Annotated in this window: 11 protein-coding genes; 7 read left to right on the top strand and 4 right to left on the bottom strand. The window is 43.6% G+C overall.

The annotated features are described in order from the left end of the window. Nucleotides 1–346: 346 nt before the first annotated feature. The 5 genes from D0466_RS19770 to D0466_RS19750 all read left to right on the top strand — a co-directional run bounded on the left by D0466_RS19770 (nucleotide 347) and on the right by D0466_RS19750 (nucleotide 3580). Nucleotides 347–601, top strand: coding sequence for a DUF1292 domain-containing protein (locus D0466_RS19770; RefSeq protein WP_117324239.1), 255 nt, complete (start codon nucleotides 347–349; stop codon nucleotides 599–601). 23 nt (nucleotides 602–624) lie between these two features. Further along, nucleotides 625–1002, top strand: coding sequence for a hypothetical protein (locus tag D0466_RS19765; protein WP_117324238.1), 378 nt, complete (start codon nucleotides 625–627; stop codon nucleotides 1000–1002). Nucleotides 1003–1015: 13 nt separating this feature from the next. Beyond that, on the top strand, nucleotides 1016–2281 hold the full coding sequence (locus D0466_RS19760; protein ID WP_117324237.1) for an erythromycin esterase family protein: 1266 nt from the start codon (nucleotides 1016–1018) through the stop codon (nucleotides 2279–2281). Between the two features lie 290 nt (nucleotides 2282–2571). Continuing rightward, the gene (locus D0466_RS19755) at nucleotides 2572–3327 is read left to right on the top strand and encodes an alpha/beta hydrolase (protein ID WP_117324236.1); all 756 of its coding nucleotides are present in this window, start codon (nucleotides 2572–2574) and stop codon (nucleotides 3325–3327) included. Between the two features lie 85 nt (nucleotides 3328–3412). Continuing rightward, nucleotides 3413–3580 (top strand): CsbD family protein, encoded by a 168-nt coding sequence (locus D0466_RS19750; RefSeq protein ID WP_407675655.1) that lies wholly within the window; start codon nucleotides 3413–3415, stop codon nucleotides 3578–3580. 566 nt (nucleotides 3581–4146) lie between these two features. Here D0466_RS19750 and D0466_RS19745 read toward each other — a convergent pair. The 3 genes from D0466_RS19745 to efeO are packed head-to-tail and all read right to left on the bottom strand — an operon-like array spanning nucleotide 4147 to nucleotide 8109. After that, complete coding sequence (locus D0466_RS19745) at nucleotides 4147–5913, bottom strand: FTR1 family iron permease (RefSeq protein WP_117324234.1); 1767 nt, start codon at nucleotides 5911–5913, stop codon at nucleotides 4147–4149. A 39-nt stretch (nucleotides 5914–5952) separates the two neighbouring features. After that, nucleotides 5953–7224 carry an iron uptake transporter deferrochelatase/peroxidase subunit gene (efeB, locus tag D0466_RS19740; protein ID WP_117324244.1) on the bottom strand — a complete coding sequence of 424 codons (1272 nt, stop codon included), beginning with the start codon at nucleotides 7222–7224 and terminating at the stop codon, nucleotides 5953–5955. Between the two features lie 24 nt (nucleotides 7225–7248). Then, entirely contained in the window at nucleotides 7249–8109 is an 861-nt protein-coding gene (gene efeO / locus D0466_RS19735) for an iron uptake system protein EfeO (RefSeq protein WP_117324243.1), read from the bottom strand. 213 nt (nucleotides 8110–8322) lie between these two features. On the opposite strand from efeO, the gene D0466_RS19730 reads away from it, so the two are divergent. Next, nucleotides 8323–9864, top strand: a complete 1542-nt coding sequence (locus tag D0466_RS19730; protein WP_117324233.1) for an MDR family MFS transporter — start codon at nucleotides 8323–8325, stop codon at nucleotides 9862–9864. A 71-nt stretch (nucleotides 9865–9935) separates the two neighbouring features. On the opposite strand, the gene def is transcribed toward D0466_RS19730, so the two are convergent. Next, nucleotides 9936–10514: a peptide deformylase gene (gene def / locus D0466_RS19725; protein ID WP_117324232.1), complete on the bottom strand. Its 579-nt coding sequence runs from the start codon at nucleotides 10512–10514 to the stop codon at nucleotides 9936–9938. Between the two features lie 298 nt (nucleotides 10515–10812). On the opposite strand from def, the gene D0466_RS19720 reads away from it, so the two are divergent. Continuing rightward, complete coding sequence (locus D0466_RS19720; protein ID WP_117324231.1) at nucleotides 10813–12552, top strand: AAA family ATPase; 1740 nt, start codon at nucleotides 10813–10815, stop codon at nucleotides 12550–12552. Nucleotides 12553–12568: the final 16 nt, after the last annotated feature.

Genomic DNA, 12568 nt, shown 5'->3' with positions numbered 1-12568 from the left:
AAAAAACGTTGGCGCTTTGTTTTGTTCAGTTTTCAAAGAGCAATTTTATCATTTCTCTCACTTTTATTACTATAACACGAAATATTATAGTTTTCAACTTCTGCGAAGTTTCTGAATTATTTCATGTCGCTGTGTTTCTTAGCGACTTACTAATCATACTCCTTTTTAATAAAGAAGTCAATAGTGTTTTTAAACTCTGGAACCATCGCTGTTTGTAGTTTCATTCGCCGCCTTTATCTGAGCGACTTACTTATCATATACGCTCTCTTTAATTATGTCAACACTATCGAATCATTTTTTTATCCAGGGGGGAAGTTAAGTAAAACAAAGAGAGAGGTGAAAGTAGATGACTGTTCCCCAAGTCAGGGATTTCATTATTATTGAGGAAGAAGACGGCGAGGAAAGACAATTTGCAGTAGATGCATTATTCGATGTGGAAGATGAGTCTTATGCCTTATTAAGTTCCGGTGATGACCTTTTGTTGATGAGGGTGGAAGAAGAAGATGGCGAGCAATATTTGGTCGGTTTGGATGATCCGATTGAAAGGGAGAATATTTTACATGCATATGAAGTGGCCGTTGAGTCAGCCCCTGCCGAGTAAACAGCAGCATAACGGAGGCATGTATGGGGTATAAATCCATCGAAAGCATTCATCCTGAAAAGCGCAAAGAAATTGACCATGTCATCGATGGCATGGCTTTTACAAAAAACTTTCGGTCTGCAACCGCCGAAGAATGGTATATATTCCTTCCGGGATACAAGGACCCCCGCTCCGGCGCCGCCGCAGGGAAAGCCTTAATTCACTACAATCTGTATGGCAATAAAGAAATCTTTATAAATACAACCATTATTTTTGATGATCCAGCCCTGTATGAAGATGATGCATACCAATTGGTCTATTCCATAGCAGATGAACTCGTTAATCGCCTGGTCGGCTATGCTGACACATTATTGGCGGTCCATGCCGGACACAACTCTTATCAGGCAGAATATAAGCAATGAAAGGATGATTTCCATGCTTAAAAAACTCGCTGACAGTGTGCGGGAGCATTCTGTTCCATTAAGGGATAATGACGATTTAGATGTGCTGGTCGATAAGATTGGCGATGCAAGATTAGTCCTTTTAGGGGAAGCCTCGCATGGCACGTCAGAGTTTTACCAGGTCCGCGCTGAATTATCAAAAAAGCTGATTCAGGACAAAGGCTTCTCTATTATCGCTGTTGAGGGGGATTGGCCGGCAAGCCAAAAACTAAATGGCTATATTAAAGGTTATGATACAGAAACAAAAACGGCAAAAGAAGTTCTGAAGTCATTCAACCGCTGGCCTACCTGGATGTGGGCTAATGAAGAAATTGCCGGATTCGCTGAATGGTTAAAAGACCATAACCGCTCATATTCAGGCACCCCAAAAGTTGGATTTTACGGTATTGACGTGTACAGCTTGTGGGAATCCATGGAGGAAGTGGTGCGCCACCTTGAAAAGACGAACTCCCCCGACCTGTCTTTGGCAAGAAAAGCTTTTTCTTGTTTTGAACCGTTCAACCGTAACCATGAAAAATATGCAATATCCTCTGCGGTTTATTCAGAGGGCTGCGTGGAAGAAGTTACGAAACTGTTGCAACGGATCAGTGAAAGCAGGGACCTATATCAATATGAAGAAGAAAGCATTCTTGATATCAAAGTAAATGCACTTGTTACGGCAAATGCTGAACGATACTATAGCACAATGATTTTTAATGACGAAAAGTCCTGGAACATCCGCGATTTGCATATGGTAGAGGCGTTAAATGAAGTGATGGATTTTTACGGTTCTGATTCGAAGGTCATTGTTTGGGAACACAATACACATGTGGGAGATGCACGGGCAACTGATATGGCCAATCAAGGATTGATAAATGTCGGACAGGTCCTTCGGGAGCAAAACAGGCCTGAGGATGTATATATTGTAGGATTCGGTACCCATAGCGGAACTGTTATCGCCGCTGATGAATGGGGAGTCAACCTTGAGGAAAAAACAGTTCCACAAGCAAAGCTTGGAAGCTGGGAAGATGTCCTGCATCGAACAGGTGATTTTGACAAAATGTTATTCTTCGATCAAGGAAACCGCCATCTGTTCTCCTCGATTATTGGACATCGTGCGATCGGCGTTGTTTACAATCCTGAATACGAGCATCTTGGCAATTATGTCCCTTCTGTAATATCAGAACGTTATGATGCGTTTGTTTTCATCGATAAAAGCCATGCCCTTACCCCACTGAATCTTTATGAGACAGTGTTCTAGCTTTTCCCGTCGGCTATGATAATGATCTTTCGCAAGATATGTCAAAAGGGGTCGGACCCCCTTTTGACACTTTTCTTTTTTCACAGAGGAGATTTCTGTCTTTTATCGATTGACATGTGGACATACGCCATGATAGCATAAAACCAAGTAAATTTATAGGATTAATTTAGATAAAGATTTAACAAGGAATATTGACTCCCTGACTTCATAGCAAACAAACATTGTTGGCAGCTCTTGCGTCATTTCATTTGCTTTACTTGACAGAACTTGTTGAAAGGAGAACGTTAAAAATGAACAACACAACTGTCATTCCCGGAGCTGAATCCTATTACCTTGAAGGAAATTCTACCGGTATTTTAATTTGCCATGGGTTTAACGGTACTCCGCAAAGCGTGGAATATCTAGGCCGGAAATTTGCAGAACATGGTTTTACTGTAAACTCCATAAGATTGAAAGGCCATGGCACCACTCTTGAAGAAATGGAATCGTGCAACTATCACGATTGGATCAAAGATGTGGAAGACGGATTTCTCCTGTTAAAACAAACTTGCAGCAAAGTGTTTGTCATCGGACAATCCATGGGCGGAGCTTTGGCGCTTGACCTTGCCGGAAAAGTTGATTGCGATGGGGTTATGACCATAAATGCGGCATTAAATGTGCCGGATTATGAACACTACAGGCATCTCACTGCCCCAAGGTTCATTCCTGAAGGCAAACCTGATATTAAAGATCCGGACGCTGTAGAAATCACTTACACTCAGGTTCCTATTAACGCCATTCATCAGCTGCTTTCCTTGATGGAGTCCACCAGAGGATCATTGCAAAAAGTGAAATCACCCATTTTGCTATTCCATTCCCCAGAAGATCATGTTGTCCCGCACGAATGTTCTTATGAGATCTTCCATCTGGTCTCCTCAAAGGTGAAAAGCATGGTTCCCCTTAATAATTCATACCATGTCGCATCACTGGATTATGACCGTGATATAATCATCGAAGCAGCCATCGCGTTTATCAATAGTAAGAACAAGGACAGCCTTGCATCTTAACAACAACTTCAACTCTTATCCAAATGGCGTTTATCCTTCTGGATATCGGGTACATGTTATATATACAACCTGAAAAGGAGGAAGCATGATGGGCGATTTTTCTGATAAGGTAAAAAGCACGGTCAACAAAGTCAAAGGTGAAGCAAAAGATCAGGCAGGAAATGCGAAAGGCGACCCTGGGCTTCAAGCCGAGGGGAAAATGGATAAATTAAAAGGCCGTATGCAGGATGGTATCAACAAGCTTAAGGATTAATAGACAACTATCTAAAGACTGCCCATTTTTATTGGGCAGTTTTTATTTTTAGAAGGTTATAAGCTGTATTCCAGGAAACTAGAAACTCGCCGGTTGGCGAGTTTTTTTAAAGGCGAAAACAGAGGCAAATTTTGGCCCATAGTATGTGCGGTCTCACAGGCGAGAAAACGGCGCTCTTAATCTGTGTTCTGAAAAATAAAAAACCGATCTTCCAATGGTTATGGGAAATCGGTTACCTTAAAACATTTATTATTGAACGATTGCTTAAAGATTGTCTGGCTTATTTGGATCCATTCATTTCTTTTCTTTTACAGCGTGGCGGTCCGTTAAGATTCTGGGCCCACAGTCACAAAGAATGGAATGCTTTAATTTCTTCATTGGTTTTCCGCATGCGTTACATACCTTTGTTTGCATCTTGTTTCCCCCCGACTGTATATTTAGTGCGGCAATTTGTAGATCACAACAAACTTTATATTAATTTTCTTTGTAATTTTCTTTATAGGTATATTATACAACTTTTAAGATTACAATCAATATTTATTTATAATAATTATAAAAAAGAGCCCTCATTGAGGAACTCCTTTAATTCTGGATTGATTGTTTATTTTTATCCAATATGTTGTTGCAATTATGATCAACAACAGAACGACTTGCGGTACAATTGTTTCCCATGTAGGATACAGCCCAATCCACTCGATGAAAGGGATAGAATGTATCGTATGGGTGGCGATGACTTGTGAAACCTGAAGCGAATGGAGGCTAATTCCAAGTATTTTAAAAGATAAGGCATAAATCAATAATGTTGCAATCAAGAAGAATAACGAGATAGGAAGCTTCACACTGTATTTGATAATCACATATCCTACAATCACCAATATGACAAAAGCGACCGCTACTCCAATGAGAAGCTGGTTCATACTCATGTACGGGGCCATTCCGGCATAGAAAATGATGGTTTCTGCACCTTCCCTGAATATCGAGAGAAAACTGATAAACGCAAACGATACCAAACTTCCCTTGGCAATAGCCTGCCCCATTTGCCTGTTAATATATTGGTTCCAGTTTCCGATAGCGGATTTATTGTGAAGCCATGCTCCTACTGTAATCATCATGAGAACCGCAGCAATTCCGGTTATGCCTTCAATATATTCCCGGCTGGACGCGGCAGTGATTTTCGAAAACACTATATTGATAATGACCGCCAATATCGTACTTAATAAAAGCCCTGCCCCGACTCCAAACCAAATCCATTTTTGCTTGTCACCATGGTTGACCTTCTTAAGGAACGATAATAGCGTGGCAACAATCAACAAGGCCTCCAACCCTTCGCGCAGCAAGATAAGGGCGGCATCCCAGATGGAATAGCTTGTTTTCTCCGTCAGTGGCAGAAGACGCCTGTTTAAATCCTTCACAATATTCCCGGCTTTATCCGTATCGGTCTTTTTTGATTCCAGCAGGGAAATTGCGGCAGGAATTTTCGTTTCCATATCACTGTACAATATGGAATCACGTGTCTGTACGTCACCTTCGACCATCGGCCAGATATTTAGGATTTTATTCAAACTACTTTTCGCAAGGTTTAAGTCGTTATCTTTTATGCCGTCTGCACTCTCTGTTAAAAGCTGTGTTACGTCTGTTAGTGTATAGCTTGATTTTTCGCCTTTTTTCACTTTTCCAGTAAGAAAATCATTTATCGAATTCTTTAAATTTGTTAGATTCGTTAACGCTTTTTCCTTATCGGCCGGTTCTTGCGTAATCCCAATACGGATGAAAGCCATGTATTTTTCTATTTCCCCATAGGAAACGACACTTTCCTCGCGAACAATTTTTTCGACTCCCGTCCAAGAGTTCAGTAAAGTGGCATACTCGCTCTTTGCTTTTGAAAACTCCTCATCTGAAATGGTCATTTCCATCTCATCAAGCAACGGGACCAGGGCCTTGACACGTGCTTTATCTTTTTTCTTGTCAGCCGGGTTTTGTTCTTGATCGTATTGGACAACGGAACTGGACAAGGCAGAAAGAAGTGCATTCACTTTCTTCGGTTCTGCCTTGCCATCATGTAATGCTTCCTTTAAAGCCTTAACCCTTTCGTCAACAAATGCCGCTTGTTTGCTGTCCGATTCTTTCACTGAATTCCATTCTGTTTCAAACGACTGCATATTCTTCGAAACAGCTTCCAGGTCCCCTTTTTTTGCTTTCATTAAGCTGTCGCCGATATAAACGAACAGTTCATCATGGTTCTCAGCCGCTTGTGCATGGGGAAAATAAAATGAAAACACAAGTAATAAAGCCAGCATCCAGACTCCAAAATAATTTCTTTTTATTGCGAGCATATCATTAACCTCTCCCTAAGAAAAAAGAGGACACGTTCATCAAAAAAGTGTCTCTCCGATATAACCGCCTTTTTTCGTTCCAGGCAGGCAAGCAAAAATGGCGCTGCCCTTATGGACGGTATATTCATTCAACTTGTCCATCTTAGCCAACCTGTGCTGCATCGGGATAAATTGCTTTTCCGGATTACGCTGGAAACAGATAAATAACAACCCGGCATCAAAACTCCCTGTTTCAGGATCCATTCCATCCGCATATGAATAGGCACGACGCAGAATTTGCTGTGACCCATCGCCATTCGCCAGACGCATATGGGAATCAATCGGAATGGCAAGCTGGCCGTTTGCATCCTTCTTATTATAATCCGGGGAATCAAACTCGTTTTTTTGCCCGATCGGCGCTCCGCTGTCCCGGTGCCTTCCGAATGTATTCTCCTGTTCCCGCAAGGCTGTACGGTCCCAGACTTCGATAAACATCTGGATCCGCCTGACCACCATATAGGTCCCGCCGGCAAGCCACCCGGGGCCGTCTCCAGACTGAACCCAAACCTGTTGGTCCATTTCTTTTCCATTATTAGTGTTTGGATTGACCGTGCCGTCTTTAAAGCCGAATAAATTCCTTGGCGTTTCTTTTTTGGTGTCAGCCTGTTTTGTGCGTTGGAATCCGGATTGGGTCCAGTGCATCACGGCTTTTCCGCGGGCAATTCTCACCAGGTTTCTGACTGCATGAAAAGCTACTTGAAGATCATCGGCACATGCTTGTATGCAAATGTCCCCGCCGCTCCATTTCTCTTCCAATGAATCGAGCGGGAATTTTGGAAGTTCCTTCAATTCCTTCGGCTTTTTATTCCGTAGACCGAATCGGTCATTCCCGTCTTTTTCAAACAATCCCGGCCCGACACCAAATGTGATTGTCAAGTTCGAGGCAGCAAGACCGGCCGCCTCCCCAGTATCCTTGGGGGGCAGGAATGGATTGCCTGCATGGTCGCCGACTGCTTTCCCTTCAGTCATGGCGGCAGATGCTTCCGTCCAGTCCCTGAATAACTGAATTAGCTCTTTCCGGTTATCAACCGTTAGATTAAGGGAGGCAAAATAGATATGGTGTTGTGCTTCCGTCGCGATTCCGGCCTGATGCTTGCCATAGAAAGGAATTTTATCCTTCATGGTTTCGCCTTTTGTTATCTTTGTATCGGATAAAGACAGCAGGCCTCCGATTCCTGTAGCACCAATTAACATCCCGACACTGCCGGCCCCGGCCGTTTTAAGTATATTTCTTCTTGAGACCTTCTTAGACAACAGTGTAGATTCTTCCATGTTGCTTTGAGTTTTATTTTCCAATTAGGATGCCCCCGTTACAATCCCTATTTGAGAAAGCGGTTCAGCCAAAGCATCAATCGACTGGCTCAGCTGTTTTACTTCCGGTTTGGTTAACTCTGTGTAAATCTTATACGCATCGCCTTTTTTATGCTGGTTTAATAGACTGTAAACATCGTCAAAACGCTTTCGGATATCTTCACTAAGCGCTTCATCCTTCTCCATCAATGCCGGTTTTAAAAGTTCATAGATTTTTTCAGCTCCCTGGACGTTAGCAGCAAAGTCATATAAATCTGTATGGGAATACCGGTCTTCTTCCCCTGTTACCTTTGATGTCGATACCTCATTTAATAAATCCACGGCACCTGTGATTAACAGTTCAGGAGTGACCTCAACCGTCTCGACCTTGGCACGCAGCAGATGTACATCCTTCATCAATTGCTCTGCATATTTTTCATAGCCTTTTGTAGTGTTCTCGACCCAGAGCCCTTGTTCGATGCGGTGGTAGCCAGTCCACTCCTTTTCTGGAACATCACCTTCGCGTGCATCGATTTTAGGATCGAGGTCCCCGAACACTTCGGCAATCGGTTCGGCACGCTCATAGTGCATACGGGCAGGCGCATAAGTTGCTTTTGCTTTCTCGATATCGCCCGATTTCACAGCGTTTGTGAATTCCTCTGTTGATGTGACGAAAGCTTCAATCTCAGCTAAAGCATATTTCCGGTATTCTGCTGTCACGCCATCCAATTTATCATCTGCTGGTTCGGCTTGGGCCGGCTGTCCTTTCGATTCCTTTTCAGCCGAAGCATTTTCCTCCGACTGGGCACAGCCAAATAGCAGATTGGTTGATAATAAGATTGCTAAAGGCGCTTTCCATTTATTCATATTATTCATATATAGTTTTCTCCTCGTGATATGCAGTAATATTTTCAGAATATATTTTAACAGATAATGAAATTCATTATCAATGAATTTCACAAAAAAAATATTCCCATTCTATGCCTTGTTGCATTTACCGGGGATAAGCTATAGTTATTCATAATATAATCGAAACAATAAGATGCAAAGGATTTGTTAAATGAAAAAGGGGGGAAATTAATGGTCCTGCAAGAGAAAAATATAAAGTTTATCGTAGCCGGCCTTCTGCTATCCATCTTGATGGCAGCCATGGATAATACGATTGTCGCAACGGCCATGGGAACGATCGTTTCCGATCTGGGCGGCTTCGATAAGTTTGTCTGGGTAACATCCGCTTACATGGTTACTACTATGGCAGGCATGCCGATTTTCGGGAAGCTCTCCGATATGTATGGACGAAAACGGTTCTTTGTATTTGGCCTGGTTGTTTTTTTAATCGGCTCCGCTTTATGCGGCATAGCGCAAAGCATGGTGCAATTAAGCATCTACCGCGCAATCCAGGGCATTGGCGGCGGAGCGTTGATGCCGATCGCTTTTACGATTATCTTTGATATTTTCCCGCCTGAAAAACGCGGGAAGATGACAGGCCTGTTAGGCGCTGTTTTCGGGGTATCGAGCGTAATGGGCCCGCTTTTGGGAGCCTATATTACGGAGTACATAAGCTGGCATTGGATATTTTATGTGAATGTACCCCTTGGGGCAGTTGCATTATTTTTGATTCTTCGTTATTACCAAGAATCACCGCAGCATAACGAACAAAAGATCGACTGGTGGGGTGCTGTTACCCTTGTTATTGCGGTAGTAAGCCTTATGTTCGCCCTTGAATTGGGCGGTAAGCAATTTGCTTGGGATTCCTTTCAAATCATCGGCCTGTTCACAAGCTTCGGCCTTTTTTTCATTGCTTTCTTTTTTGTCGAACGAAACGCGAAGGATCCAATTATTCCATTCTGGCTGTTTAAAAAACGGTTATTTGCCAGTTCCCAAATCCTTGCTTTTCTATATGGGGCCACCTTTATCATCTTAACTGTCTATATTCCAATCTTTGTCCAGGCAGTATATGGAGGTTCCGCTACCAATGCCGGTTTCATCCTGACGCCGATGATGCTCGGGTCGGTCGCAGGAAGCGGTGCAGGAGGCACGTTTCAAACGAAAACGAGCTTCCGTAACTTGATGATTGTTTCCGTGGTTTCTTATTTTTTAGGCATGTATCTCCTGGGTACACTGACTCCTGATACAAGCCGCACATTATTGACTGTTTATATGGTGATCGTCGGATTTGGAATGGGATTCTCGTTTTCCCTATTGCCGACAGCTTCGCTCCATAATCTGGAACCACAGTACCGGGGCACAGCCAACTCCACAAACTCATTCCTCCGGTCGTTTGGGATGACGCTCGGGATCACCATCTTTGGTACGATCCAAAACAATATGTTTACAGAAAAATTAACGGAAGCGTTTAAGGGAATGTCGGGTCCTGGCGGCCAAGAATCTTCGATGATTAACATGGAAGACCCTCAACAGCTGTTCCATCCCGAAGAGCGGGCGAAGATTCCTGATTTTATTTTGGATAAAATCGTAGATGCAATATCGGATTCAATTACCGCGACTTTCCTAATTGCGTTGGTACCTATCGTCCTTGCGGCAGTTTTCGTTCTACTCATGGGAAATGGGCGTGTGGAAACAACAAAAAGCAGTAACGGGGTCAGTCCCCCATCACGTTAAAGCGCAGGGGACTGACCCCCTGTTCCCGGTGTGAAAAAACGTTGGCAAAGCTCACATGCTTTGCCAACGTTTTAAATACTTCTTATGTCTACATTTTCAGGGAGCTTGAATGGATTTTCCCTATTTATCCGGTCATAGAACATGATTCCGTTCAAGTGATCCATCTCGTGCTGTATCACGACAGCCGGAAACCCTTTAAAACGCAGATTCAATTCGTTGCCTTTTGGGTCAAAAGCCTTCAATTTTATCCTTTCGTATCGGGGAACATACCCGCTTATTTCGCGGTCAACAGAAAGGCATCCTTCACTTTGGGGCAAGTACACCATTGCCGTTGAAGTGCTGATAATTTTCGGGTTAATCAATGCATATTCATGAAGATTCCCTTTTTCATCTGTAAAATAAACAACGAACATCCGTTTATTAAGTCCAATCTGATTCGCGGACAACCCTACGCCTGCCCGGAGGCCATACTTTTTGGAGGCGGCGGGATCCTGGCTGTTTTTTAAAAATTGCATCATGCTAGCAAGCTCTTCCCTGTCTTCTTCTGATGGAGGTAGACTGATTTCATCTACAATCTGCCGTAAAATTGGATCCCCTTCTCTTACTATATCTTTCATCGTAATCACATAATCGCTCGTAAATTTACTCATAAGAAAACCATTCACTGCCTTTACGCTATACTTTTTGCCAAACCAGGCAACTTAACCTTTCCTTCCCTTATGCTTATATTATAACCTTGATGGGGATTCGGATTCCAATTTAACAACTGGGAGATTTCAACTATATCAATATAACTTTTTTCCTTGTGTTTATCGAAAACAGGAAAAACTGCCCTCTTGCTAGCTTGCCATTTACAAAAATTACTAGTTTAAACAGGCGAAATTACCTGTACAAGACTAGTCTGAATTTTTTATACTATATCTATATTCTTGTAAGGAGCTGAGTCAACTGAAATCCAACTCTACACTTGTTTCGAAGTTACTGCCGGTTATTCTGGCGTGTGTTGTGGCCATTACAGGGATTGCCTGGTATATATTTGGGAATGCGAAAGAAACCGCGATTCCTTTTTCCTCCATTGAAAAAACAATCCAGGCTCAAAACGGAAAGCCTGTTACACTAGAAGAAAAGCGGAACGGTGCCATATATTTAACGACTGAAGACGGAAAGTATGTGTCAAATGTCCCGCCTAACAGCCAAATGATAGACAAGCTAATCGAGAAATATAATGTCCAATACTCCTACTCGGCGAACAGCAGATACAGCCCTTGGATTATGGGCAGTTTAGTCGCGATGGCTGTCGCTGCCGGCCTTTTCCTCCATAAGAAAACCAAGGGAGGCATCGGGGCAGCCAAAATGAAGCATAGCATTTCTACAGCAAGGCCCCTCCCCTCGATTACTTTGAATGATGTTGGGGGTCTCCAGGAGGAAATGAAAGAAGAAATCCTGCAGACCCTTTCCATTTTAAAGGAGCCGGAGCGCTCGGAGAAACTTGGCATCAAACCTCCTAAAGGGGTTTTGTTATACGGACCGCCCGGTACGGGGAAAACCCTGCTTGCCCAGGCGATTACAAAAGAGTTGAATGCAAATTTCTTCTCGACAAGCGGTTCCGCTTTTAACGAAATGTTCATCGGTGTCGGCGCTGCCAGGATCCGGAGTTTGTTCCAGGCTGCCAGAAAACAGAAACCCGCTGTCATTTTCATCGATGAGGTGGACGCCCTTGCCGGAAAGCGGAAGCAACACGGCGGAGAAGAGGGAGAAAAGACACTCACCGAATTGCTTGTCCAGCTCGACGGCGGACATGATAATGACGGTATTTTGTTCATTGCCGCTACTAATAGAAAAGATATGCTTGATGAAGCTTTCCTTCGTCCAGGACGGATCGATTTTTCTTTCCAGGTTCCGCTTCCAGATACAAAAGGAAGAAGGGAAATCATCTCCATTCACGCAAAAGGAAAACAGATGGCGCCTGATGTCCTCGCTTCATTAGATGGCCTGGCAGAGAGCACATCCGGATTTTCGGGTGCCGAAATCAGCTCGCTTTTTGAAACCGCGAGCAGGCGGGCACTCAGGGGCGGACAGGATATGATCAATAAAGAAGATATGGACTATGCGATTGACCGGACCATCCTCGGTACTTCATCGCGTATGCTTAACGATCAGGAAACGAAGCGGCGTGTAGCGATTCACGAAAGCGGCCATGCATTGATCGCCAGCCTGACCAAACCCGGTTCTGTGAGAAAGGCTACGATCATTCCACGAGGTGAAGCGCTTGGCTATGTCGCCCCGATTCAGAAAGAGCTGCACCTTTCTACAACCAGCGAGCTGCTGGATCAGGTCAAAATGATTCTAGCCGGCGGAGTTGCGGAACGGATGTACCTCGGAGAACACAGCGTTGGTGTGGGAGGCGATGTACAGCAGGCCAAGCATCTTTTGGAACAGATGGTGGACACTGGCATGCTTCAGGATGGATTCACGTTATCCTTCAATAAAGCAGATAAAGAATTGCGGATGCAAGAATTATTCCAGGAAGCCATTGTACAAACAGAAACTTTGATAGATACACACCGGGAGCAATATGAGGCACTGGTGGAAGCCCTGCTGAAGCAAGAAACGCTTGAAGGCTCTGAAGTAGAAGAGATTGTGAATCAAACGTCCTTCCTGCAGCCTGAGGAGTTAGTGCTAGCTTAATAATGTAGACCAAAGG

The sequence above is a fragment of the Peribacillus glennii genome, assembly GCF_003429105.1.
Taxonomy (GTDB): domain Bacteria; phylum Bacillota; class Bacilli; order Bacillales; family DSM-1321; genus Peribacillus; species Peribacillus glennii.
Note: the sequence above shows the minus strand (reverse complement) of the source record. Positions and strands in the feature narration are given on the sequence as shown.

What these genes read in the sequence shown, in the direction of transcription:
- D0466_RS19730 (WP_117324233.1), top strand. Translation starts at nt 8,323, where the DNA reads ATGGTCCTGCAAGAGAAAAATATAAAGTTTATCGTAGCCGGCCTTCTG.
- efeB (WP_117324244.1), bottom strand. Translation starts at nt 7,224, where the DNA reads ATGGAAGAATCTACACTGTTGTCTAAGAAGGTCTCAAGAAGAAATATA.
- def (WP_117324232.1), bottom strand. Translation starts at nt 10,514, where the DNA reads ATGAGTAAATTTACGAGCGATTATGTGATTACGATGAAAGATATAGTA.
- D0466_RS19770 (WP_117324239.1), top strand. Translation starts at nt 347, where the DNA reads ATGACTGTTCCCCAAGTCAGGGATTTCATTATTATTGAGGAAGAAGAC.
- D0466_RS19755 (WP_117324236.1), top strand. Translation starts at nt 2,572, where the DNA reads ATGAACAACACAACTGTCATTCCCGGAGCTGAATCCTATTACCTTGAA.
- D0466_RS19750 (WP_407675655.1), top strand. Translation starts at nt 3,413, where the DNA reads ATGATGGGCGATTTTTCTGATAAGGTAAAAAGCACGGTCAACAAAGTC.
- D0466_RS19745 (WP_117324234.1), bottom strand. Translation starts at nt 5,913, where the DNA reads ATGCTCGCAATAAAAAGAAATTATTTTGGAGTCTGGATGCTGGCTTTA.
- D0466_RS19760 (WP_117324237.1), top strand. Translation starts at nt 1,016, where the DNA reads ATGCTTAAAAAACTCGCTGACAGTGTGCGGGAGCATTCTGTTCCATTA.
- D0466_RS19765 (WP_117324238.1), top strand. Translation starts at nt 625, where the DNA reads ATGGGGTATAAATCCATCGAAAGCATTCATCCTGAAAAGCGCAAAGAA.
- efeO (WP_117324243.1), bottom strand. Translation starts at nt 8,109, where the DNA reads ATGAATAAATGGAAAGCGCCTTTAGCAATCTTATTATCAACCAATCTG.